Origin of the sequence: Enhydrobacter aerosaccus (assembly GCF_900167455.1) — a bacterium.
GTDB classification, from domain to species: Bacteria; Pseudomonadota; Alphaproteobacteria; order Reyranellales; family Reyranellaceae; genus Reyranella; species Reyranella aerosaccus.
Genome location: NZ_FUWJ01000007.1, coordinates 130,168 through 152,248, shown reverse-complemented (window position 1 = coordinate 152,248; position 22,081 = coordinate 130,168). Strand labels below are relative to the sequence as shown.

Below are 22,081 nucleotides of genomic sequence, written 5' to 3'. Positions count from 1 at the left end.
GCATGGTCGAGAGCGTCCCGCAAGAGCCGCTGGTCAGACTACGCAACGTCTCGAAGCATTTTGGCGAGGGCGAGACGCGCGTCGATGCGCTAAAGGACGTGTCGCTTGAGGTCTTCCCCCGCCAAGTGGTGGCATTGCTCGGGCCATCGGGTTCGGGCAAGACCACTCTCCTCAATACCATAGGCTGCGTTCTCGCACCGTCTAGCGGCTGGATGCAGCTCGACGGCGATGTCGTCTACGATGGCAGGTGGCTCCGTTCTGATTTGCGAAGACTGAGGCTCGACAAGATCGGGTTCATCTTTCAGTTCCACAACCTTCTGCCGTTCCTCGATGCCACCGACAACGTGGCCGTCGTGCTAAGTCTCGCCGGCGCGAACACCAGAGTGGCCCACCGGCGAGCCGTCGAACTGCTCGACTATCTCGAGGTTGGTCACCGCAAGACCGCTTTTCCAGCCAAGCTCTCGGGTGGAGAAGCACAGCGTGTTGCCATTGCGCGGGCACTCGCCAACCGGCCACGCATCATTCTGGCCGACGAGCCGACTGCGGCGCTTGATTCGAAGCGTGCCGGCATCGTCATGGACCTGTTGCGCAAGCTCGCCGTCGAGCAGCAGGCGGCCATCATTGCCGTCACGCATGACGAGAAGATCTTCGATCGCTTCGACCGCATCTTTCACTTGCGCGATGGCCGCCTCGATCAGGAGGCAGAAGGATGAGCGCAGGCGATTCAGAATCTCCCCTATGACGCCCTTGCAAGTAGCGACAAATGCTGTCCGTCGTCAGATAAATTGTTACGGCTGGGGTCTATTTAGAAGAGAGGGTCCTGCGCATCTGCTGATTGATGTTAAGCGGCGATTGCACGGTGGTTCAAGCGTCTGCGTTGGATGGTCTGTCGTTTGATCCTTTCTCGTTCCAATAGGATGGTTTGGCCGCGCCCGAAGTAGACGTCGGCCGGTGTTAGATTGGCGATGGCCTCGTGGTAACGCTGGTGATTGTAGTGATCGACGAAGGCGTTGATCTGGGCCTCGAGATCGCCGGGCAGATAGTAGTTCTCGAGCAGGATGCGGTTCTTCAGCGTCTGGTGCCAGCGTTCGATCTTGCCCTGAGTTTGGGGATGGAAGGGTGCGCCCCGGATGTGCCTGATGCCGCGGTCCTCGAGCCATTCCGCCAGATCGCCGGCGATGTACGAGGAACCGTTATCGCTTAGCAGACGTGGCCGACGGGCAACCTGGGCGCTCTCGCAGCCTGATGCTGTGAGCGCCAGCTCCAGTGTGTCGGTTACATCCTCGGCTTTCATCGTCGTGCACAGCTTCCAGGCGATGATGTAACGGGAGAAGTCGTCGAGGATTGTCGACAGGTAGAACCAGCCCCAACCGATCGCCTTCAGGTAGGTGAAGTCGGTCTGCCATAGCTGGTTCGGCGCCGTCGTCTTGTCCTTGAACTGATCGGCCGCCTTGACGACGATGAAGGCCGGACTGGTGATCAGGTCGTGCGCCTTGAGCAGCCGATAAACCGATGCCTCAGATACAAAGTACTTCATCACATCGGTGAAGCGCGTCGCCACCTCCCGCGGGGAGAGCTCCGGCTCGTCCAGCGCCAGTTCGACGATCTGTTCCCGGACCTCCTGCGGGATCTTGTTCCATACCCGCCGGGGCCGGGACGGCTTGTCTTCCAGTGCCTCGGGCCCGCCCGTCTGCAGGCGGGCATACCAGCGATAGAACGTCATCGGCAGGATACCGAGCATGGCCAGGGTTCGCCGAACCGGCTGATGCGATTGCTCGACCAGGCGGATGATCTCCAGCTTCTCGGAGCCGGGGTATCTCATTCCCCGTCTCCCCCATCCGCGATCATGCTTTTTTTCAGCAGACGCAGCTCAAGCGCCTGCTCGGCCACAACCTCCTTCAGGGCCCGCGCTTCACGGCGCAGGTCGGTCACCTCGCTGCTCGTCGCCGCCCGCGCCGTGTCACCCGCCAGCCGGCGCTTGCCGGCTTCCAGGAACTCCTTCGACCAGCTGTAATAAAGTCCCTCCGCGATCCCCTCGCGGCGGCACAGCTCGGCAATGCTCGACTCGCCCCGCAGGCCGTCCAGCACAATCCGGATCTTCTCTTCGGCTGAATAGTGCTTGCGGGTCGCCCGGCGGATGGTCTTCACAAGCCGTTCAGACGGCGACTTGGCCGTCGTGGATTTCTCTCTCATCTCGGTCCCCTCACGGTGACGATGAGCCGGAAATCCTCAGTTCCTCAAGACCCTAAATCCGTAACAACGGCCCTGACGCCGAACATACTTGCCATTGCTCCAGATGATCGTCTGAGCGAAAGAAGGCAATAGAAGGACAGCACGAAGTGGAAGCGCTGCCATCGTAGGCGAAGTCATACCAAACGACGCTCCCCAGCGGCTCGACGATTTCCAGCGCAGGCCTGCCCTGGTGGTCCTTAGCCGAATGGCCTGACCGCAGTGACGGCACTGCGATTGAATAGCGGTGTCGACGCCATACATCGCGCCGGCTCCGAGTGCATCGATAGCGCAGAGGGCATAAAGCGTCCGCCCATTGAGATCGACTTGGTGCTCGGTCCTTGCTTGCGTGAACGGATAAGCCAGGCGAACTTGTCCTGACTCGCGGTCGAGCTCGAGAAGGTCGCGCGCTTCCAATTCATCGAGCAGGGCAGGCACGCTGGCCGCCGGGAGGCCGGTCTTGGTTACGAGGTCGGCGTTCTGTGGCGCCCGCCCGAAGTCTGCATAGAGCAGCAATGTCGCCCGCGAAACGAGATCCTAGTCCGCGCCGAGCTTGCCTGACCATCGGTCCAGGAGCCCGGCACGTGCAGCGATGCGTCCCGCCAGGGCATGGCGGGCTGCAGGCTTCCCGATCGCGGACCAATCCGGGCGGAAGATGCCCGGCCTGATTTCGGTGGCGCTATCCGGCACAGCAGGACAGCTTCTTGACATCGCGGTCGAATGTCTGGGCCGCGAGCTTCAGACCTTCGACTGTGGTCAAATAGGGGAAGATCGTGTCGGCAAGATCGTCGATCGTCAGCCCACCCCGGATCGCCAGCGCCGCCGTCTGGATGCTGTCGGCCCCTTCCGGCGCGAGAATATGCGCACCTAGGAACTTCCGGGTTCTCCCATCGGCCACCAGCTTGATGAGGCCGCGCGTGTCGCGTGCGGCAAGGGCGCGCGGAACGTTGTCGAGGCTGAGCACCGACATCCGCACATCGTGGCCCAGAGCGCGCGCTCGCGCCTCCGTGAGCCCGACGCTGGCAACCTGCGGATCGGTAAACACGACGGCGGGCATGGCAGCGCTGTCGTAACGTAGGCTGTTGCCGTTCAGGGCATTCCTGGCCGCGAGCTTGGCGCCGTAGGCCGCCATGTAGACGAACTGATCCCGGCCCGTCACGTCGCCGGCCGCATAGACGCCTGCTCGCGAGGTGCGCATGCGATCATCGACGATAATTGCGCCAGAAGGCTCCTGCCCCACGCCCATTTCGCTCAAGCCCAGGCCCTCGGTGTTCGGCGTACGGCCGGTGGCAATGAGAAGACGATCAGCAGTGATCGCTTCCGGGTGTCCGCCTCGGGAGTAAGCGACTACCACACCACCGGCGTCGGTCCTGTCCACCGATCGATAGGCCACACCACTGACGATCTGGATCCCCTCGGCCGCCAGATAGCGCGTCAACGCCTCGCCGATTTCGGGTTCTGCTTCGGGTAGGAGACGGCTGCGAAAGATGAGTGTCACGGCCACGCCCGCCCGGGCGAACATCTGCGCGAGTTCTGCTCCTACATAGCCGCTGCCAAGTACGATCATCGAGCGCGGTAGCTCGGTGAGCGCAAGCGCCGACGTACTGTCGAGAAAATCGACGGTTTCGATCCCGGAGATCACTGGAACGCTGGGCCGCGCTCCAGTGGCGATGACAATGCGGTCAGACTTAAGCAGCTTCCCGTCAGCGTCGACGCCGCCGTCGACAAGTCTCGCGGCGCATTCATTGTAAGTGACGTTGTTGTATTCCGGCAACAAATCGATGTACTTCGTCTGTCGTAGTCCGGAAACAAGGTCGTCTTTCTGCGCCGCCACCCGTGACCAATTCGATACGCGGCCGTGGCCTTCGACGCCTGCGAAGCGTTCGGATGCGATATTCGCCTGATGCACCGCTTCCGTCGCTCGAATAAGCGTCTTCGACGGTACGCAGCCGACATTGACGCAAGTCCCGCCGATCGTGCCGTGTCCGACAAGCGCGACCTGAGCGCCCTCTTCCGCAGCTGCGATCGCCGCCGAGAATCCAGCCGAGCCAGCGCCCACGACCACAAGATCGTAGCGGCCATTTGCATTCCTTACGCCTGGGGCGCAGCAGTCGCTCATGGTGCCCCCCTTCTCATTTTACTGTTCGACGTGTGAGGGGTAGCCTGCATTGGTCGTGGCCGTGATGAGAGCCGCTGTGCTCGCGCGGCTGTCGTCGAAGCGTACCTTGGCAAGGGCCGACTCCTCCTTTTGCGTGATCTGCACATCGAGCACGCCTGGTACGCGATTGAGGGCGCGCTTGACGATCGGGCCGCAGAGCTCGCATGTGGCGTTGGCGACGTCGAGCGTGACGGTTCGCTCGGCGGCAGCAGCCATATTTGCCGACAGGGCCGTTGCGGCTAGCGCAGCGATTGAAAGACTCTTCATGGAAGGTCTCCGATTGGACTAGGCGTCTAAAAGGAAGCGAGCCAGGTAAGGGAAGCCTACAGCGACGACGATGAGGACAGTCGCGATCCACAGGCCAATCTTGCTCACGCTATGCGATGACGGCCGAGCGCAGTAGGAACCCTCCGCGCACTGGGCAGTTTTGGGCTTGCGATAGACGAAGTAGAACCCTGCGGCGAGGCAGCCGACGGCAAGGGCGACGAACAGAGGCTGATAAGGCTTGAGGGCCGTGAGGTTGCCGATCCAGGCGCCGCTCACGCCAGCGAAGAACAGCCCGAATGGCACGACGCAGCAGCTCGCGGCTCCCAGCGCCGCCAGAATGCCGCCAACTGACAAGAGCGTCGCCTTGTCACCGAATTTGGAGCGCGATGACAGATCGGCGCTTTGCAGTCCTTGGTCTTCGGCTTGGATGGTCATTGACGTCTTGCCCTGTATTGGCCTGGACGCAAATGTAGGGTCTGTAGCCACTACAGGTTCAAGTGGGCCCATTGCACAAAACCGTGAGCGGGCCATGAAGACCGTGACTGGTCTGTTCGTCGTTGGCGCCCTTATTTCGTTGGCAACGTGGCGACAAAACGTGAGGCAAGCTTAATCCAGCCTGCGAGCGCACGACCTCGGCAGGCCGCTTCGTCGACCCAAACGAGGCCGCCCATCCGTCGCCCAGTAAAGACAATGGGCGACGCGCCGGGCTTCGCCAGCGCCTTAGCCTCCAGCTCCTTGCCGACCCGAAACATGAAGCGGCCGACCTCCACGCCGCACAGCATGTTGCCGTTCAGCATCCAGCAGATGCCGCCGAACATCGCGCGTTCGCTGATGCCCTTGCGGCGCGCCAGCGCCGCGCGCATGCGGTCGGCCAAGTGCGGATCATGGGGCATGAGATGAGCTTGACTCCGTTTTATGGATTATATACTCCGCTTTTAGGAGTATACCATGAACAAACTGAAGCTCGTCTATTTCGATATCGACGGCGCACGCGGCGAGGCTGCGCGGTTGGCCATGGTCATCGGTGGGGTGCCGTTCGCGGATGATCGCGTGAAGTTCGCCGACTGGCCGGACCGCAAGGCCGACACGCCATTCGGCGCTCTGCCCGTGCTCGAGCTGGACGGCCAGACAGTGGCGCAGTCCAACGGCATCAACCGCTACGTCGGCAAGCTCGCCGGGCTCTATCCGGACGATGCCTGGCAGGCGGCACTCTGCGACGAAGCAATGGACGCCGTCGAGGAAGTCGCCACCAGGGTATGGAGCACCATGTCCCTGCCGGCGGCCGAAAAGAAGGCACAACGCGAGAGCTTGGCGGCTGGGCCGCTCGCTTTTTCACTCGATCGCCTGCAGCTCCGCCTCGTCGCGCATGGCGGCCAGTACTTCGCCGACGGCCGGCTCACCGTCGCGGATCTCAAGGTCTTCGTCTGGATCAGCCATCTGAGATCCGGACGGCTCGATCACGTGCCGGTCGATCTGCCCGACCGCGTCGCCCCGCGGCTCGTCGAGCACCATGACCGCGTGAAGGAACATCCGGCCGTCAAGGCGTACTACGCCGGGCGCAAGGTTGCGGCCTGAGGACGCCGGAATGTCGCGTGCCTTCGGGCTCGGCGTCGTCGCCTACGTCGTGCCGACCTTCGTCATCGCCTATCCCTGGCACCTGACGGTCTTCGCGCCGTCCTACCATGCGCTCGCGATGTATCGCGACGACGTCATCGTGCCGCTCGGTCTGTTGTCGATGCTGGTCCAGGGCGTGCTCTTCTCCTGGGTCTATCCTCGCGTCTTCGCGAAACGTCAGTCAGTCCTGAGGAACGGCCTGCTCTACGGGCTGGCGATCGGCCTGCTGTCGTGGTCGTTCACGACGCTGGCGGTCGCCGCCAAGAACGTGATGACATCGGTGCCGCTCTATCTGACGTTGGAGACCGGCTTCACGCTCGTTCAGTTCATCGTCGTCGGCCCATTGATCGCCTTGGCCCATCGCAGGTGACGCAAACCCATTATCCTCAATTCTGTGCCCTTGCCCGAGCTGCCGAGATCGTCGGCGAGCGCTGGACGCTGCTCATCGTACGCGAGCTGCTGCTCGGCCCCAAACGCTTCGGCGACCTCGTCGAGCGATTGAGCGGCGTCAGCCCGACGGTTCTGACCGGTCGACTGAATGCCTTGATCGGGAGCGGCGTCGTGCGGCGCGCCACCCTTCCCGCGCCCTTCAACGCCCAGACCTACGAGTTGACGCCCGTCGGACTGACGCTGAAGCCTGCGATCCGCGAGCTCATCCGCTGGGGCGGCCACTTTCTCTTCCCGCAGCGTCCGGACGACACCTTCGAGCCCGACTGGGTGCTGCTCGCCCTTGAGGCGATTGCCCGCCAGACGCCGACGCCGGCGCGCACGATCGCGCTACGTGTGACCCAAGGCAGCAAGTCCGCTAGCTTCCTCGTGCAAGGTGGCCCTCATGGCACGACGCTCGCTCGCGGGGACGGCGCGGCCAGTGCCACCATCGAAACCCACTTCGACACGCTGTTACTCATTCTCTCGACCCAGCTGCCACTCGAGCAGGCGGTGTCCAAAAGGCTGGCGCGCGTCGAAGGATCGCTTCACGCAGTGCGGGCGCTGCCAAGCATGTTCGAGTTGACTGCGCGATCTTCGGTCAAGAAGAAAGACACGCGGAGAAGAAGTTCGCTTTCTTAACCTACGAATTTCGAACGCCAACGCCAGAGATGTTGGCAGCCTGGAACGGGTGGTCCGACTGGATGAAGGGCGTGTCATCGAGAGCGCAACGAGATTCTGCGCGTCCGCGATGCCTTCGACTGAGCGCGCGGGTCGCTTCTCGAACCATGAGCGCCGTCCCGTTTCGTAAGCTTCTCAAGCTTGGCGGCGATGTTCACGACCTCGCCGACCACCGCATATTCAAGCCTGGTCTCGTCGCCCACTATGCCACAAACGACTTCCTCAGTCGCACCGGCCATGCCGATATTCGGCGTGGGTAGCCCGAGCGTCTGACGCTCCGATCGCGAGCGCTGCGCCGTCACCGTCAACTGCTCAATAGCACGACAAAGTTCGGCAGCGTGACTGCGGTTTGACGTAGCTGTGCGTGTAGATCGGCCCCCTGTCCCCCGACCCCATTGTTGCAAAGAGAACGAGCGCAAGCCAGCCGGCGGCGCCGCAGCCGCCGGCGATCAGTACGTGGCGGGCTCAAACCGGAGCGTTCGTAATGCTATCACGATGAAGACGTACATGAGCGTCGGCGCCTTGAGATAGAGCGCCGGTGGCGCCTGATACTGAAGGTGAAAGCTCCATATCGTGACGATCAGAACAGTGACGTCGATTACGGTCGAGAACGTGACGAAGCGGTCACTCAAGCGCCCGTGGTAGGCGAGAACGAGGCGCATGCTCGTGAACCCGGCGTAAATCGCGAGCGTCCAAGGGACGGCTTCAAAGCGTGTTTTCGGCGGCAAGGCCTTGGGGGAAATCGCGTAGACGACCGCAAAGAAGACGACGGCGGCTGCCTGTACCCAGGCGATGATGACCTCACTCTTGGCTTGTTGTTGTTCGATACGACGGCGCACACGCTCGGAGACGGGACGCGCGGCCTCGACTCATCCCTGTTGGTATTCGCTCCCGATCCCGGACAAGTTACGAGCCTCGCGATATTTTTTGTCGAGTACTCCGCAACAATCACATTCCATTGAAGTAACCACTGGCTTCGATCAGAGCCTTGAACCTGTAGTGCCACAGCCCCCAAGTCCGCGATCAGCGCCAATTGGACGAAAGCGTTCAGGTCTTTCGCCACGAACGGCAGGGCAGGTGTTTCATGGCATTCTACTACGACATCTCTCACGGGCACGGCTTCGGCTCATGGCTGGAGCATCTGCGTGGTCTTTCCGGCCGAACTCTACGGACAATCGGGTCGTTCCAGGCCTCTGGACAGCTTGCAACTAAACGAGCAGGCGACCGACATCGCGACTTTAGGACCCACGGCGACGATGCCTTCTGGCGCGACCTTGTTGTTAGCTGGTTGCTGGCGTTGTTGCTCATCGCAGCCATTCTGACAATTGAGGCCATCAATGGTCCGCACTCAAGTCGAGCAGCCAGGTTTCTGACCTCCCAAACCGCTCATTCGACAAACATAGCACTTCCCAGCGCCTTGAGCAGTGATGAGGTGGCTGAGTGCTCGGACCTCGATTATGCCCGTGAGTGGTGTTGAGGGCTGCGGCTGACAAGGTTCGCGCAGTCCATACCGCCGGCGCGAGCGCGCAGCATCTTGCAGTCCCGCGCGAAATCGCCACATAAACTGTGAGAGCTACAGGTCGGAGGCGGCACTTGGCGAGTACTGCAATAAAGGACGGCAAGTCATTGACCCGAGGCGCCCTCGCCGCCCGCACTGGCTGCAACATCGAGACGATCCGGTACTATGAGCAGATCGGCATGTTGCCGCCGGCCCCGCGCAGCGAGGGTGGGCACCGTCTCTACGGCCCCGATCTAGTAAAGCGCCTCAGCTTCATTCGGCGCAGCCGGGATCTTGGCTTCACGCTAGACGAGGTTCGCGAACTGCTGCGTTTCGTGGACGGCGGCAAATATACCTGCGAGCAGGTCGAACATTTGGCAATCGAACATGTGCACGAAGTCGATCGGAAGATTTCCGATCTGAGGCGGCTCAAGAGGGTCCTGGAGGCCATGATCTCACGGTGCAGCGGCGGAGAGGTTCCCCGCTGCCCGATCATCGATACTTTATACGATGCGCGAACGTTCCCATTGGCAGGCGCCTCCATCGGCCAGGGAAAGCGCCATTCGAAGAAATAGACTGTGCCGCCCTGACGACCGCCTAAACGGCTACCTTTTCGCGGCCTCGGACTCGTCAATTTTCAGCTCTGTGCGCAGGTCCGCCGTCTGTTCTGCTTTGGTCGCTATCCCTCATTGCCGCTTTTCGCGAATGCGACACACTATTCCCCTTCTACACCGTCATGATCGCGGCCCGTTGTTGTTCGGCTGCGACGCTCCTGTCACGACCGCGATCAGGTCCACCTGGTGAGCCACTCCCTCAATCGATCGCGCTCGTTGCTCCTCGAGTTTGGCTTGTGGCCGATATCCCTGTGCTAACGCGAGCGCATAGGCTTCGTGCGTCAACAGCGTTGGAACCCCTTCGTGTTTTGTCAGTTTCTCAAGCTTGGCGGCGATGTTCACGACCTCGCCGACCACCGTGTACTCAAGCCTGGATTCGTCGCCCACGATGCCGAAGACCACCTCGCCCGTCGCGCCTGCCATGCCGATAGCAGGCGTGGGCAGCCCGCGTGTCTGGCGCTCCAATCGCCAATGCTCTGCGGTCACCATCAGCTGTTCGATGGCACGACAAAGATCAGCGGCGTAAGTCGGAGTCGGTGCGACGGCACCAAAGCTCGCGAGTATTCCGTCGCCCAGGTATTTGTCGACACTGCCGCGATGGCGTTGAATGATGGGCACCAAGCGCGAGTGGTATTCCCCTAGAAGAGCAATAAGATCTGTCGGTGACATGCGATGGGACAGCGCCGTGAAGCCGCGCATGTCGATCGCCAGAATTCCTGCCTCGCGACGTACCCCTTGGCCGGCAGCCGGATCGACCTCGCCGCGGCGGAGCCGTGCCGCTACCTCCGGCGCAAAGAAGCGGGCCAGATCGGTTGCCGCTATGGCGTCCGCGACGGAATTGACCAGAAGCTTGCGGGCGCGGACCAGCGAAAGACCGAGGATGGCAGTGACCATTACGATCGAAACGATCTTGTCGATCTCCGCACCGCGAAGGATCCGGTACGACGTTGCGTAGTCGACATAGCTGTGCGTGAAAGTCGGTGCCGTGCCGCTCGACCCCACCGTCGCGAGGAGAACCAGCACAAGCCATCCGGCCGCGCCGCACCCGCCGGCAATCAGCACGTAGCGGGGCTCGAACCTTAGCGTTCGCAGGGCGATGAAGATGAAGACATACATGAGCGTCGGCGCTTTGAGGTAAAGCGCGGGCGGCGCCTGGTACTGAAGGTGGAAGCTCCAGATCGCGATCATGAGAACGGCAACGTCGACAACGGTCGAGATCGTGACGAAGCCGTCGCTCAAGCGCCCTCGATAGGCGAGGACGAGACGTACAGCCGTGAACACCGCGTAGATCGCAAGCGTCCAGGGCACGGGTTCAAACCGCGTCCCTGGCGGGAAGGCCTTCGGGGAGATCGCGTAGAGCGCGCCGAAGAAGACGATTGCCCCCGCCTGGATCCAGCCAATAATGATTTCGCTCTCAGCCTGCTCTTGCTCGATGCGACGGCGGACTCGCTCCGAGAGAGTGGCTTTCGTCTGCTTGTCCAAGGCGAGGTCGGCAACCCTCGCCGCTGCGCGCTTCAGCAGGCCGCCGCCAACCGGGCTGACGATCGATGATCCTGCGCGAGTTGCGGGAATGGCGACCTCCTTGCCGAAGACGGGTAGGTGTCCTCCGCTTACTTGAAGATTCGCTCCCCGTGCCAGATAGGTTACGGCCATCGCGAAGTATTCTTCGCTGTCGCTTCATCAAATATGGGAATACCCGCCTAGGGCGTTTAGCAGCCTTGATGGTGGCGCGAGATCTCCGTTGAGTCGCTCTATATTGGAGCAGTGGTCGCTTGGGGCAGGCGACAGAATCCTTGGGCAGGAACGTCAAGCGCCGCATTGAACTTCGAGGAGAGGTTCTGAAAAGCGATGAGACCCGTTAGCTCCACAATCGTGTCCTCGTTCCAGTGCGCTTTCAGGCTTGACCTGAGATGGTCATCGACCCGATTGAGCGTCATGGCTTCGGCGTATTCGAGCGCCAGCCGCTCCTCGCTGTCGAAGGCGGAGCTGTCCCGCCAGGCGGAGAGGGCGTCGATCTTCTCGAGAGGGACGCCACGTTTAGCGAGCGTCGCGGAATTGATATCAACGCAGAACGCACAGTGATTGATCTGCGAGACACGCACGGTAACCAGCGAGCGCAGCGCCGGCGCAAGCGGCGACGTGCGTCGATCGAGGGCGCCGTACAGCACGGCGACGCTTGCGAAGACCCATGGCGAGCGGCCCCACAGGAGGCCCGGCTCGAGAACGCGCCCATAGGTTCGTCGCTGTTTCCAGAAGAACAGGCGGATGAACCAAGGATAACTTCCGAGCGGCTTGGCCGTTACCGCGGTCATGGCGGAACCTCTCTCGAAATATGACGGTGCCAGGAGGCGCCGTCGTCGACATCGCAAAGCGCGCGCAGCATAGCAACCTCCTTGCCGGCGAGGTTCGCCACGGTGTCGGCAAGGGCGTGCTTGCTCGACCAGCGGACGTTCGCGAAGGGATCGATGAAGTGCGGGCGACGGCGCAGGCCGACAAGCCAGTAGCCGCCGTCGGTGGCCGGCCCGAACACCGCGTCATTTGCGCCCAACACTCGGAAAGCGTCGGAAATGTCAGCCGGTGAGATGCCTGGAATGTCGCTGCCCACGATGACGACAGGTCCAGGCGGCAGCTTTCTAGCAACGGATACCATTCGCTGCCCGAGGTCGCCGCGGCCTTGCGGTATGGTAGGAAGGCCGCGCGGCCAGGGTCCCGATCGGTCCGGGGTGATTCCGAGCCAGGTCGTCCATCGCCTGTCGTGAGCCAGGCGCCGCACGATCCGCGAAACCATCAGTCGTTGGAAGCGAAGCGCGCCAACGGCTCCGATGTCCTTGGCGAGCCGCCGCTTTCCCGCCCCAAGTTGGGGATATCTCGAGAAGATCACGAGATGTTGCAGCCGGTGCATCGTCAGTCATAAACCTTGAAGATGAGCCGAGGCGGAACACCCAGGAAATACAGCGACAGGCAAGCGAAGTTCCGCAGAGTACGCCTGATCCAGCCGCCTCGGCGCCAGCGCTCGGCGGAGGTATGAGCCGCCGCCGGAAGAATGGTCAGCCGATTGCGGCCGATCCGGCGGACCAGGTGAACATCCTCCATCAGCGGCCACGCCGGAAACCCGCCTAACGACCGATAGAAGTCGCGACGGATGAGCAGACCCTGATCGCCGTAGGGCAAGCCGAAGATCCGGACACGCCAGGAGACGGCTTTTTCGAGGAGCCGCGCTTGCCATGATCTGTCGTCGAGCGCGAAGCGAAAAACCGCGGCCCTCGCCGAATTGCAGGGCTCGGCCACGAATTTATCTACCTCGGCGCGCCAGCCCGGAGCCAATTGGGTGTCGGCGTGCAGGAACAGCAGCCACGGCCCCCTCGCCACGGCCGCACCTGCCATGAGCTGATGGCCGCGGCCCGCAGGCGCTGCGACTACGCGAGCGGCGAAAGCTTTTGCTACCTCGATAGTGTCGTCGGTCGAGGCGCCGTCGACCACGACGAGGTCGTCGACAACGCCGAGGGCCTGCAGCGTCCCTCTCAGCCGGTCTGCGGCATTGAGAGTCGGGATGACCACGGAGAGGCTCATCGCCGCCACCGCCTCATTGCCCACCGGGCGACCATCGGCAGTAGCGCTAAGAGAGCCAGACCGAGCCGCAGAGAGATCATTTCTGGAGTGAAGACCTCGCTCAGCGGGACCCGCGATCCAGCGCTGAAATACAATCCCAATCCATCTCCGACGGCCGCAAAGGCCAGGGTAGCCGGGATGATCCCGATCGCCGTCGCGGCAACATAGGATCTGGTGTTCATCCCCAACAAGGCCGGAACAAGGTTCACCACCCAGAACGGGAACACAGGTACCAAGCGCAAGAGCAGAAGGTAGTTGAAGGCGTTCTTCTCGAATCCTTCTGCCATGCGCGCCATGAAGGGACCGGCTCTCGCCCGAAGCAGGTCGCCGACAGCCAGGCGCGCGACCAAGAAGATGACGATGGCACCTGACGTGGCGCCTGCCACACTGAGCCCCGCTCCGATCCAAAGACCGAAGAGAAAGCCTCCGGTCATGGTCAAGATCGCTCCGCCTGGCAGCGACAGTCCGACGGCAATTGTATAGGTCAAGATAAACGCCGCAGCGGACAGTAGCGGACGGCGGGCAACAAGAGCGCGAAGCCCGGCTTCGTTGTCGTGAAGGCTGTCCAGGGTCAGGTAGTGATCGAAGCCCAGAGCAAAGAAGGCGATGAAGAGGGCCGCGACGACCAGTAGCGGCACCATTTTCTTCAAGGTGACTGAATTGCTCAACCGAACATTCCCAAAAATCGGACGACAGCCCGGGTTCGCCGGCTGAAGAGCATCGGCGCGTAGAAGGTGCCGGCCGCGCGCTTGCTGAGCTCGCTGAGCGTCGGATAGGCGGCAATTATGCCGGTAAGGCTGCCTATGCGCGATCGCTGCGCGATTGCCAGCGCCCATGGCATCAATAGCTCGCCGGCCCGCTGGCCCACGATCGTTGCGCCAACCACGTAACCTCGCCGTGAGACGATTGCCTTGACGAAGCCGTCGGTCGCTCCCTCGGTCTGCGCCCGGTCGCTCTCGGTGAAGTCGGCACGCAGCACACGGAAGCCTGTTCCGAGAGCGTGCCGAGCCTCCGCCTCCGTCATGCCGACTTGGGCAAGCTCCGGGTCGGTGTAGGTCACCCAGGGGAGCGCGCGAAGGTCGGTCTTGGCCGGAAACCGGAATAGGGCGTTACGCAGGATGATGCCTGCGTGATAAGCCGCAACATGGGTGAACTGGTAGCCGCCGACAACGTCGCCTGCTGCGTAGATCCGTCGATTGGTGGTCCTGAGACGTCGGTCGACGTCGATGCCTTTGGCGCCGAAGCGGACCCCCGCAGTCTTGAGGTCGAGGTCGTCGAAATTGGGTATGCGGCCGGCCGCGACGAGCAAGTGCGAGCCGTCGATAGCGTTTTCATTTCCTGCTTCGTGGACGATCACCCTCACGCCTCGATCGCGTTGCTCGATCCGCACGATCTTTACGTTCTCGATCAGTGCCACACCCTCGACGGTCAAGGTCCGGCGCACGACCGCGGCGGCTTCGGGATCGTCTTTGGGGAGCATCGGTCCAAGGTCGAGGACCGTCACCTTCGAACCCAACCTTCGGTGTGCCTGCGCCATTTCGCACCCGATGGGACCCGCGCCAACGATGATGAGGTGGTCGGGGAGGCAAGTGTTGTCGAAGAGCGTCTCGTTCGTGAAGTAGGGAACAGTATCCAGACCCGGGATCGGCGGAATCGCAGGTCGGCTGCCGGTCGCAATGACGAAGCGCCGGGCCCGTATATGCCGGCCGGCCGCTTCGACCGTCCGATCGTCGATAAAATGGGCATATCCCTTCACGACAGTGCAGCCGAGCGCGGTGAAACGCTCAACCGAATCGTGCGGTGCGATCGCGCGGATGACTCGCTGGACATAGTCGTGAACAAGCGAGAAGTCGACGCGCGGTTCGGACACGCTCAATCCGTATCGGGCTGCTTCTCGAACGACCTTTGCTGCCTTGGCGCAGGCAAGCAATGATTTCGAGGGAACGCAGCCGCTATTGAGGCATTCGCCTCCCATGCGGCCAGCTTCGATCAGGATCGTTCGCGCTCCCATCTGCGTCGCGCCGGCAGCCACCGACAGGCCGGCCGACCCGCCGCCCACTACGCATATATCGCCTTCGAGGATCTGGCTGCCCACGGACTCAGCACTCCTCAATAATTAGTGCGTTGCGGCTCCTGTCGGAGGCACTTGGCGCGCGGACCCGCTGCCGGTCGCCCGAAATCGCGGGGCTCACCGGTGGGCGCTGCAAGACGCGCCGCCAAGGACGCAAAATTGGGCGCAATAGCGGTGATTGAGTTTCACCGGCCGGGCCGCATCAGCGAGCGTCGCGCCAAGCTCGAAGGCGCTGTCATAAGGCAGCAACGTGCAGGAGACGACGCACGGCTGATCCGCGCCTTTGCGCTTCACGACCATGCGGGAGTTGGCGCACATGACGGCCTCCGGGCTCTTCCCAAGAGTGCCCCAGCACTGCTCGGTGATCTCGGGAACGTCATCGTTCGCAGTCATCTCGGGGAAGAGCACCAGACGAAGGGGATCCTCGGCATCGATGGCGACCCCGAGCTCGGTGAACAAGGCGCGGTAGCCAGCACGCGTTGCCGCTTCGGGCTCTCGCCACACCGTGCGGCCGGCAACGGATAGGTCAAAGCCGTTCCCTGCAAGCCATAGCAGACCTTCGATTGTCTTCTCCCACGTAAAGGATCCCCTCAGCTGCTCGTGGCCTTCTTGGTCATAGTGATCCAATGACACCCGGAGCGCGAGCTGACCTGGGAAGCGTCGGTTGAGATCGCGCAGCGGCTTAAGATGTCGCTGCATGGGGCGCATGGCGTTCGTCAGCACAAGCACCGTGAAACCGCCGGCGAGACTGTCTTCGATCATGCCCAGGATGTCGGGATTCATGAATGGCTCGCCGCCGGTGAACCCGATCTCGACCGGTCGGGGATCGCGGCCCGCGGCCTCTGCGAGAAACCGCCTCACTTCCGCTCGGGTCAGATACACCAGGCGATCGTTCTTCGGAGTCGATTCGATATAGCAATTCTCGCACGCAAGATTGCAGAGGGTGCCGGTGTTGAACCAGAGGGTCTCGAGCGTCTTGAGCTGCACGCTCGCGCGCCTTTCGCGGGAGAGTGTGATCTCGGGATCACCGAACTTCACGCCCGCTGGATGGGCCTCCACGACCATTGCCGGCCAGGAGGCGGAGGCGCCGTTCCAAATCGTGGCGCCCGCGGGTATCGCCCGCCCCCGCACGCGCAGTTCCGCAGCCGGCAACACATCGCAACTCGGCCACAGTCCCGTCTCCAGCGCAGCGGCGTATCCCTCGGGAAGGCCGCGCCTACGCACCTTGGCCGCAGCGGACGGGGCGTCGTAGTCGAGCGCCTCGGTGCGAATCTGGATGCCGCCGTCGGTCGGAATGAGGAGGCTGTACCAACCTCTGGGCGTGCCGTCGTTCGCCGGGATACCGATCGCCCCCGCATTGTGCCAAAGCTTGCCTTCGACAGCGTGGGTGAAGGGAATGCCGCAATGGCCGCCGATAACCCCATCGCAAGCCGCGAGTGCGATTTGCCGCTCCTTCTCGGACCAGGGTGTGGAGGCGAAGACGAAGCGATTGATGCTGTCGACCGATCCATGCACGACCGCCACGCGACGGCCGCCCAGCAGGAGGTCGATCCGCCGCGGCAGCGTCCTCATCCATTCCCGCTGCTCGTCGGTAATTTCCGCATTGGCATGGGCGTACCAGGCGGCGGACAGTTGGTCGCACGCCGTGCCGTCGGCGAAGCCACAGCCGCAATCGTCTTTCTGCGACCCGAGCGATTCCTCGCAGTTGCCCTTCACCACGTGAATGCCCCAGTCGCGAATGAGCGCCACGGTTTCCCGCGCATCGGCGCAATAGGCGACGACGTCGCCAGTGCAGATCGTGTGCTCGGGCCTGATGCCCAGTCGCGCGGCCTTAGCGCGAAGGGCCTGGGTCGCTTCGAGGTTGCTGTAGCAACCGCCGAACACGAGCACAGGGCTTGCCGCCGCAAGCAGCGAAAACGCCCCCTTCCCTGCCCTCATTGCCGCTGTTCTGGCTGTCTCTTCGAGGCGGACGTCGCCGTGCATGATCACCGACACTCGAACCAACCCTGGTAACGTGATTTCTCTAAGCTGATTCGTTGGACAGGGCAGAAAGGTTTCATGGCCGCGACGATTCGGCCGGATCGGTAACTTTGCAACGTGTGGTGACGAATAAGGACGCAAGCCCCAGAGATTTAACGCCATCACGGATCCGAGACTGCCCATGAAGATCAGCGATAATTTCAATCAGGGGCATGCAGCGGCTTCGCCCGCCTTGTCGGTACTGGACCGTTTGCCTTGGCGGCCGATCCATACGCGCATCACGCTCGTGCTCGGGCTCGGCTGGATGCTGGACGCCTTTGAGGTCAACATTGTGGGAAGCGTCCTCGGTGTGTTGCAGAAATTGTGGCATACGACGGCAGAGCAGACTTCCCTGCTTGTCTCGGCCTGGCTCGTCGGCATCCTGGTCGGCGCGCTGCTATTCGGGTATTGCGCTGATCGCTTCGGCCGCCGACGACTTTTCCTTCTGACGCTGCTGGTTTATTCGGGCTTCACCGTGTTGTCCGCCCTGTCACCCGGATACTATTTCTTTGTGGTCTTCCGCTTCCTTACCGCAATCGGTGTCGGTGCGGAGTACTCGGCAGTAAATGCCGCCATTGGCGAACTGATCCCAGCCCGCCATCGCGGCCGCGCAGGAGCCATCGTGATGAATTTCTGGCCGCTTGGCTCGATCCTGGCCGGACTCTTGACGCTCTACTTCATCAACGTGTTGCCGGCATCGATCGGCTGGCGATTCGCTTTCGCGCTTGGGGCGGTTATCGCACTCTTCAGCATCTGGGCCCGCAAGGCACTGCCTGAATCGCCGCATTGGCTTGCCGCGCACGGACACCACGAAGCAGCCGCGGCCGTGTCAGCTGAGATCGCCGGAGAGAGCGTCACTGCGCTTTTGCCGGCTGAGAAGCCCGCCGCGAGAACTCTCGGCTTCATCGCTCAACTGCGCGAGCTCGCCGGCCGTCACTTTGGCAGGCTGGCGCTCGGCTGCCTGCTCGATTTCTCGGAGGCAGCCGGTTACTACGGACTCTTCGCGCTTCTGCCCTTGGTTGTGCTGCCCCACCTTCACGTGGGCGACGAGATGGTTCCGTGGTTTTTCATCATCGGCAATCTCGGCGCTGCTTTCGGCGGCCTCATTGCTGCCGCCATCCTCGACAAGGCCGGACGCAAGATCACGGTCACCGTTTTTTACCTCCTTGCGGCTGCGTCCATGATCGCTTTAGGCAGTGCGACGCTTACCGAAAGCACGGCCGGCGTTCTCGTCGCCTTCACCTTGGCCAATCTCTGTGCGACCGGGAGCTGGATCGCGGCCTATCCGACCTTTTCAGAACTCTTCCCGACACGCATGCGGGCCACGGGGATCGGCTTCTCCGTCGGGTTCGGGCGGATCGGCGCCGCCATATCGCCACCGCTGCTTGTTGGTGTGGCGCACCACATGACGATAGCCGCCGCATTTGGGCTCCTCGCGTCCTTCTGGCTTATCGGAGTCGTGGCAATGATCCCCTGGACGATCTGGGGTACCGAAGGCAAGAACCGACCGCTCGAAGGGCTCGCAGCTGACTAGGCGGTTTCTGAAAACATTGAGCGGTTTCGACGCCCAAACCGGAACTTGCCTTTGGTTGTGCCGCGAAAACGAAGCACCGACCCTCACTGGCTGCTAGCGCAGCTCTCTTGTCGGCAATTCATGAATCACGACGCCGATGTCGGGCGGGACGGGATCGAGCCACGGCTCTTTCTCCAGCATCGCTTTGGCATCGCGGTAGCCGGCGGCTATTCGCTCTCCGATTGCGATCTCGGAAAAGTCGTAATCCTTGCTCGAGAGCTCCTCTGGCTCGGTGTGGTGCACGAGGCGCACGATGTGCATGGTCGTGGTGCAGCCGAGTTCCGCCAAGGCGTTGAGGTGGGGATCCTTTTGCCGCTCCGGCGGCAGAGCCTCCCATAGCGCCATTACCGCGCGGCGGAGATCGTGCTTTGCGCGGTGGGCCTCGATGCGGCGGCCCGACCGACTCGCATAGACGATGTCCTTGTAGCGCGCTTTGACGTCCTCGATCGTGTGTGGCAGTGGCCCCTCGGCATCGAATAGATCGACCATGAAACACAGTGTGCTGCGCCGGGGCCGTTGATCGATGACGACGTCGAGCGGTGTATTCGACACGATACCGCCGTCCCAATACCACTCCCCGTCGATCTCGACCGGCGGAAAGGCAGGAGGAAGCGCGGCGCTCGCCATGATATGTTCGTAACCGATCCGTTGGGTTCGGCTGTCGAAGTAGATCTGCTGTCCGGATGTGAGCTTCACCGCCCCGAGGCTGAGCCTCACCGAGCCGCTGTTGATGCGGTCGAGGTCGATGATCTCCTTGAGCTTCTGACCCAGCGCATCGGCGACGTAATAGCTGAGCGCCGAGATATCTGGCGACGGGAACCACGGAGCCGGCGCGCGCCAGCGAAAGAACCCCGGTTGACCAAAAGCTGCAGTCTGCCAGGCACTCCACGCGTTGAAGGCGCGCCGAAGGGGCCCTTGGGCTGGCGCTCCCCAGGGAACGATGCGGGAAATGCCGTTCCAGAACTTCCCGAGCCTGATGAGCCGCTGCTCAGGCGCGTTCCCTGCCATGATCGCCGCGTTGATGGCGCCGATCGACGTCCCCGCAAACCAGTCTGGCAAGTATCCTGCTTCTTCGAGAGCGCGGAGGACGCCGACCTGATAGGCGCCCAGCGCACCGCCGCCCTGCAACACGAGCGCGACCTGACCCAAGCGAGCGGCTGGTCGTTCATCCGCGTGCTCGCTTGCGACGGCTTCCGCCGCTGGATGCATTTGGCTCTCTTCTCCTCCGATATCGGTCATCCTATCCGGCCCCGAATCATGCTGCTGCGGTTCTAAGACTCCGCGACCATCACCGAGATATCGAATTCCTGAGACAGTGGTGGCACGCCTCCCCGATTCTCTTTCGCTCGAAGCAGACAAAAGGTTACGACCGCCGCGCCGACCGGAAGAATTTAGCTCGCACTCGCCGTCGGCCTTCAATCACGACTTGAACATTTGTGCCGCTGCCGTCAACCATGTCGCGCGATCCCCATCCTTGTGTTCATCGGAAGGGCCTGCGTTTCGCAACCGTCCGAGGAATTCGGCAATGCTGCCAACGGTGGGGCATGACTTGGGAGAATGACATGGCAAACCGACTGAACGCTGGCGACACTTTTCCAGAACTCTCCTTGACGCTTGTCGGCGGGAAGTCGGTTTGCTTTCCCAGCGAGCTGGACGGGCGGTATCGCATCGCCCTGTTCTATCGAGGACATTGGTGACCCTACTGCCGCCGGCAGTTGGCCGGCCTGCAAAGTAACCTCGACAAGCTGAAGGAACTGGACGCGAGCGTTATCGCCGCCAGCGTGGATCCCGAAGACAAGACGCGCGAACTGGCGGCGTCGTTGTCCTTGACCTATCCGCTGGCGTGGGGCGTTACGCGCCAAACGGCCGACGCGATTGGTGCCTGGTGGGAAGCCACGCGCAACTTCGCCCAGCCCGCGGAATTCATCGTCGGGGCTGACGGCAAGGTGGTTTCGTCGACCTACAGTTCCGGGCCGATCGGCAGAGTTGAGCCCGCCGACATGGTGTCGCTGATCGGCTTCTACGAGAAACGCAGAACGTCCGGCGCCTGATGGGTGAGAGACGATCGGTTTCGGAGTCTTGGGGAAGAACATCGGACTCGGGCGGGTATGCCGACTTCGGCGCTCTCTTCCCGCTCGCCTTCTCGACATCGAAGACAGGCGGACAGGGACAAAGATCTCTGTCCTGCCCTGTAACCTTGACGATGGTCCGCACGAATGTGGAGAGGCAGGCGCAATGCTCGTGAGGCCTACCCAATGAACAGTTTGATAACGATCTTCTATGATTGGTCGAGGGTCTTCGCGAGCTACTTCACGTGGTTGGCACCTCTTGCGGCCCGCATCGTCGTTGGCTGGGTGTTCCTGTGGAGCGGCTGGGAGAAACTGCAGGTACTGCCACGCATGATCGAGAACTTCAGGGGATGGGGTATTCCTTTCCCCGAGGTGCTCACGCCGTTCGTCTCGGCGATGGAGTTCCTGGGCGGCCTGTTCCTGCTGCTTGGGCTGCTCACCCGATTCATGTCGGTGCCCATGATGGCGATCATGCTTGTCGCCATCATCTCGGCAAAATGGGCCGACGTCGATTCGCTCGAAACCCTGCTGGGCTTCGAAGAGGTTTCCTACTTCGTGATGTTTGCCTGGCTCGGTATCGCCGGTCCCGGCCCGGTTTCGTTCGACCATCTGATCCTGAAGAAATTCCGCGGCGACCGGCCGGCCTCGGACTATGGCGCGTGACACACAGCCGGCAGCTGATGAGGTCTTGAAGACTTGAGCAGCGCACAAAAGTCCGGCGTTTAAATCGGCTCAGCACGTCCCCCGACCGCACTGGGCCGCTGGCGCCGTCGGGTTGCCCCCACTACCCCGACGGCGCCTTCCTTTTTCGGAGCAACGACAAGCCCCGGTCTGTAGTGCGACATGGCGCGTGCTCTATCTCGTGAGCGATCGGACTTGGCATCGCTCGAGCGAAACTTCCCGGGTGCACCGTAACCTTCGAGCCACCCCGTCCGAATAGCAGGAAGCGAGCTCGCGCTCGCGCAACCAGGAGGATCCTCATGAACAAGCGTACTTTCTTGATCACAGCCGCGTCCATCTTCGCTGCCGGCACGCTCGCCACCGCGGCGCATGCTGAGGGCGTGAAGTGCCTGGGCGCCAATGCCTGCAAGGGCCAAAGCGCCTGCAAGGGCGGCCAGTCGCCCGCCAAGGGCCAGAACGCCTGCAAGGGGCAGGGCTGGGCCGAAACGGCCGATGCCAAGGCCTGCGCCGCCGCGGGTGGAAAGGTCATGTAAGGACACAGGACCGGGAGGCGCGCGGGTGTCCCGAGCAAT

24 protein-coding genes and 1 pseudogene are annotated in these 22,081 nt (G+C 62.3%); 10 read left to right on the top strand and 15 right to left on the bottom strand.

Annotated features, from left to right (window positions below):
• Positions 1-2: 2 nt before the first annotated feature.
• Entirely contained in the window at positions 3-713 is a 711-nt protein-coding gene (locus B5D62_RS22310) for an ABC transporter ATP-binding protein (protein WP_085936153.1), read from the top strand.
• Positions 714-841: 128 nt separating this feature from the next.
• Here the strand turns inward: B5D62_RS22310 and B5D62_RS22305 are convergent.
• The 6 genes from B5D62_RS22305 to B5D62_RS22280 form a co-directional block, all read right to left on the bottom strand.
• A protein-coding gene (locus B5D62_RS22305) for an IS3 family transposase (protein WP_139374021.1) occupies positions 842-2,193 on the bottom strand; the annotation gives its coding sequence in 2 pieces (ribosomal slippage) (positions 842-1,857 and positions 1,857-2,193; 1,353 coding nt in all).
• 36 nt (positions 2,194-2,229) lie between these two features.
• Positions 2,230-2,745 (bottom strand): organomercurial lyase, encoded by a 516-nt coding sequence (merB, locus tag B5D62_RS22300; protein ID WP_085936152.1) that lies wholly within the window; start codon positions 2,743-2,745, stop codon positions 2,230-2,232.
• Positions 2,746-2,908: 163 nt separating this feature from the next.
• On the bottom strand, positions 2,909-4,348 hold the full coding sequence (gene merA / locus B5D62_RS22295) for a mercury(II) reductase (protein WP_085936151.1): 1,440 nt from the start codon (positions 4,346-4,348) through the stop codon (positions 2,909-2,911).
• An 18-nt stretch (positions 4,349-4,366) separates the two neighbouring features.
• Positions 4,367-4,654 carry a heavy-metal-associated domain-containing protein gene (locus B5D62_RS22290; protein WP_085936150.1) on the bottom strand — a complete coding sequence of 96 codons (288 nt, stop codon included), beginning with the start codon at positions 4,652-4,654 and terminating at the stop codon, positions 4,367-4,369.
• Positions 4,655-4,672: 18 nt separating this feature from the next.
• Positions 4,673-5,089, bottom strand: a complete 417-nt coding sequence (locus B5D62_RS22285) for a mercuric transporter MerT family protein (protein ID WP_085936149.1) — start codon at positions 5,087-5,089, stop codon at positions 4,673-4,675.
• A gap of 131 nt (positions 5,090-5,220) precedes the next feature.
• Positions 5,221-5,529, bottom strand: coding sequence for a TfoX/Sxy family protein (locus B5D62_RS22280; RefSeq protein ID WP_218191216.1), 309 nt, complete (start codon positions 5,527-5,529; stop codon positions 5,221-5,223).
• 73 nt (positions 5,530-5,602) lie between these two features.
• Here B5D62_RS22280 and B5D62_RS22275 point away from each other — a divergent pair, with 73 nt between their 5' ends.
• The 3 genes from B5D62_RS22275 to B5D62_RS22265 are packed head-to-tail and all read left to right on the top strand — an operon-like array spanning position 5,603 to position 7,336.
• Positions 5,603-6,229, top strand: coding sequence for a glutathione S-transferase (locus B5D62_RS22275; protein ID WP_085936147.1), 627 nt, complete (start codon positions 5,603-5,605; stop codon positions 6,227-6,229).
• Positions 6,230-6,239: 10 nt separating this feature from the next.
• Complete coding sequence (locus B5D62_RS22270; protein WP_085936146.1) at positions 6,240-6,638, top strand: hypothetical protein; 399 nt, start codon at positions 6,240-6,242, stop codon at positions 6,636-6,638.
• A complete protein-coding gene (locus tag B5D62_RS22265; protein WP_139374020.1) occupies positions 6,635-7,336 on the top strand; it encodes a winged helix-turn-helix transcriptional regulator in 702 nt (233 codons plus the stop codon). Before B5D62_RS22270 ends, B5D62_RS22265 begins: the two co-directional genes overlap by 4 nt.
• A gap of 488 nt (positions 7,337-7,824) precedes the next feature.
• Here the strand turns inward: B5D62_RS22265 and B5D62_RS22260 are convergent, their stop codons facing one another.
• Positions 7,825-8,214 carry a hypothetical protein gene (locus B5D62_RS22260; RefSeq protein WP_085936144.1) on the bottom strand — a complete coding sequence of 130 codons (390 nt, stop codon included), beginning with the start codon at positions 8,212-8,214 and terminating at the stop codon, positions 7,825-7,827.
• A 245-nt stretch (positions 8,215-8,459) separates the two neighbouring features.
• Between B5D62_RS22260 and B5D62_RS32990 the strand changes: the two genes are divergently transcribed.
• Together B5D62_RS32990 and B5D62_RS22255 are read left to right on the top strand one after the other, a co-directional pair.
• Positions 8,460-8,852 carry a hypothetical protein gene (locus B5D62_RS32990; protein WP_139374019.1) on the top strand — a complete coding sequence of 131 codons (393 nt, stop codon included), beginning with the start codon at positions 8,460-8,462 and terminating at the stop codon, positions 8,850-8,852.
• A 116-nt stretch (positions 8,853-8,968) separates the two neighbouring features.
• Positions 8,969-9,448, top strand: a complete 480-nt coding sequence (locus B5D62_RS22255; protein WP_231714897.1) for a MerR family transcriptional regulator — start codon at positions 8,969-8,971, stop codon at positions 9,446-9,448.
• A 159-nt stretch (positions 9,449-9,607) separates the two neighbouring features.
• Here B5D62_RS22255 and B5D62_RS22250 read toward each other — a convergent pair whose 3' ends face one another.
• The 7 genes from B5D62_RS22250 to B5D62_RS22220 form a co-directional block, all read right to left on the bottom strand.
• Positions 9,608-10,969 (bottom strand): adenylate/guanylate cyclase domain-containing protein, encoded by a 1,362-nt coding sequence (locus tag B5D62_RS22250; RefSeq protein WP_170921071.1) that lies wholly within the window; start codon positions 10,967-10,969, stop codon positions 9,608-9,610.
• Between the two features lie 269 nt (positions 10,970-11,238).
• Complete coding sequence (locus B5D62_RS22245) at positions 11,239-11,799, bottom strand: carboxymuconolactone decarboxylase family protein (protein ID WP_085936142.1); 561 nt, start codon at positions 11,797-11,799, stop codon at positions 11,239-11,241.
• Positions 11,796-12,275, bottom strand: coding sequence for a TIGR04282 family arsenosugar biosynthesis glycosyltransferase (locus B5D62_RS22240; protein WP_231714907.1), 480 nt, complete (start codon positions 12,273-12,275; stop codon positions 11,796-11,798). The genes B5D62_RS22245 and B5D62_RS22240 overlap by 4 nt, the downstream gene beginning before the upstream one ends.
• Before the next feature lie 116 nt (positions 12,276-12,391).
• On the bottom strand, positions 12,392-13,057 hold the full coding sequence (locus tag B5D62_RS22235) for a TIGR04283 family arsenosugar biosynthesis glycosyltransferase (protein WP_085936256.1): 666 nt from the start codon (positions 13,055-13,057) through the stop codon (positions 12,392-12,394).
• A complete protein-coding gene (locus tag B5D62_RS22230) occupies positions 13,054-13,764 on the bottom strand; it encodes a TVP38/TMEM64 family protein (RefSeq protein WP_218191214.1) in 711 nt (236 codons plus the stop codon). The genes B5D62_RS22235 and B5D62_RS22230 overlap by 4 nt, the downstream gene beginning before the upstream one ends.
• The gene (locus B5D62_RS22225; RefSeq protein ID WP_231714896.1) at positions 13,761-15,191 is read right to left on the bottom strand and encodes a dihydrolipoyl dehydrogenase family protein; all 1,431 of its coding nucleotides are present in this window, start codon (positions 15,189-15,191) and stop codon (positions 13,761-13,763) included. Before B5D62_RS22225 ends, B5D62_RS22230 begins: the two co-directional genes overlap by 4 nt.
• A gap of 93 nt (positions 15,192-15,284) precedes the next feature.
• Positions 15,285-17,105 carry a radical SAM protein gene (locus tag B5D62_RS22220; RefSeq protein WP_085936138.1) on the bottom strand — a complete coding sequence of 607 codons (1,821 nt, stop codon included), beginning with the start codon at positions 17,103-17,105 and terminating at the stop codon, positions 15,285-15,287.
• A gap of 223 nt (positions 17,106-17,328) precedes the next feature.
• Between B5D62_RS22220 and B5D62_RS22215 the strand changes: the two genes are divergently transcribed.
• Positions 17,329-18,720 (top strand): MFS transporter, encoded by a 1,392-nt coding sequence (locus B5D62_RS22215; protein ID WP_085936137.1) that lies wholly within the window; start codon positions 17,329-17,331, stop codon positions 18,718-18,720.
• Positions 18,721-18,813: 93 nt separating this feature from the next.
• On the opposite strand, the gene B5D62_RS22210 is transcribed toward B5D62_RS22215, so the two are convergent.
• Positions 18,814-20,178 (bottom strand): patatin-like phospholipase family protein, encoded by a 1,365-nt coding sequence (locus B5D62_RS22210; protein WP_139374018.1) that lies wholly within the window; start codon positions 20,176-20,178, stop codon positions 18,814-18,816.
• A gap of 290 nt (positions 20,179-20,468) precedes the next feature.
• Here B5D62_RS22210 and B5D62_RS22205 point away from each other — a divergent pair.
• The 3 genes and pseudogenes from B5D62_RS22205 to bufA2 all read left to right on the top strand — a co-directional run.
• Positions 20,469-20,810, top strand: a pseudogene (locus B5D62_RS22205) (redoxin domain-containing protein); the annotation flags it as partial.
• A 204-nt stretch (positions 20,811-21,014) separates the two neighbouring features.
• The gene (locus B5D62_RS22200) at positions 21,015-21,491 is read left to right on the top strand and encodes a DoxX family protein (RefSeq protein ID WP_085936134.1); all 477 of its coding nucleotides are present in this window, start codon (positions 21,015-21,017) and stop codon (positions 21,489-21,491) included.
• 317 nt (positions 21,492-21,808) lie between these two features.
• Positions 21,809-22,042 carry a BufA2 family periplasmic bufferin-type metallophore gene (gene bufA2 / locus B5D62_RS22195; RefSeq protein ID WP_085936133.1) on the top strand — a complete coding sequence of 78 codons (234 nt, stop codon included), beginning with the start codon at positions 21,809-21,811 and terminating at the stop codon, positions 22,040-22,042.
• Positions 22,043-22,081: the final 39 nt, after the last annotated feature.

What these genes read in the sequence shown, in the direction of transcription:
- B5D62_RS32990 (WP_139374019.1), top strand. Translation starts at nt 8,460, where the DNA reads ATGGCATTCTACTACGACATCTCTCACGGGCACGGCTTCGGCTCATGG.
- merA (WP_085936151.1), bottom strand. Translation starts at nt 4,348, where the DNA reads ATGAGCGACTGCTGCGCCCCAGGCGTAAGGAATGCAAATGGCCGCTAC.
- B5D62_RS22290 (WP_085936150.1), bottom strand. Translation starts at nt 4,654, where the DNA reads ATGAAGAGTCTTTCAATCGCTGCGCTAGCCGCAACGGCCCTGTCGGCA.
- B5D62_RS22275 (WP_085936147.1), top strand. Translation starts at nt 5,603, where the DNA reads ATGAACAAACTGAAGCTCGTCTATTTCGATATCGACGGCGCACGCGGC.
- B5D62_RS22215 (WP_085936137.1), top strand. Translation starts at nt 17,329, where the DNA reads ATGAAGATCAGCGATAATTTCAATCAGGGGCATGCAGCGGCTTCGCCC.
- B5D62_RS22310 (WP_085936153.1), top strand. Translation starts at nt 3, where the DNA reads ATGGTCGAGAGCGTCCCGCAAGAGCCGCTGGTCAGACTACGCAACGTC.
- B5D62_RS22235 (WP_085936256.1), bottom strand. Translation starts at nt 13,057, where the DNA reads ATGAGCCTCTCCGTGGTCATCCCGACTCTCAATGCCGCAGACCGGCTG.
- B5D62_RS22285 (WP_085936149.1), bottom strand. Translation starts at nt 5,089, where the DNA reads ATGACCATCCAAGCCGAAGACCAAGGACTGCAAAGCGCCGATCTGTCA.
- B5D62_RS22200 (WP_085936134.1), top strand. Translation starts at nt 21,015, where the DNA reads ATGAACAGTTTGATAACGATCTTCTATGATTGGTCGAGGGTCTTCGCG.
- bufA2 (WP_085936133.1), top strand. Translation starts at nt 21,809, where the DNA reads ATGAACAAGCGTACTTTCTTGATCACAGCCGCGTCCATCTTCGCTGCC.
- B5D62_RS22240 (WP_231714907.1), bottom strand. Translation starts at nt 12,275, where the DNA reads ATGGTTTCGCGGATCGTGCGGCGCCTGGCTCACGACAGGCGATGGACG.
- B5D62_RS22245 (WP_085936142.1), bottom strand. Translation starts at nt 11,799, where the DNA reads ATGACCGCGGTAACGGCCAAGCCGCTCGGAAGTTATCCTTGGTTCATC.
- B5D62_RS22220 (WP_085936138.1), bottom strand. Translation starts at nt 17,105, where the DNA reads ATGAGGGCAGGGAAGGGGGCGTTTTCGCTGCTTGCGGCGGCAAGCCCT.
- B5D62_RS22270 (WP_085936146.1), top strand. Translation starts at nt 6,240, where the DNA reads ATGTCGCGTGCCTTCGGGCTCGGCGTCGTCGCCTACGTCGTGCCGACC.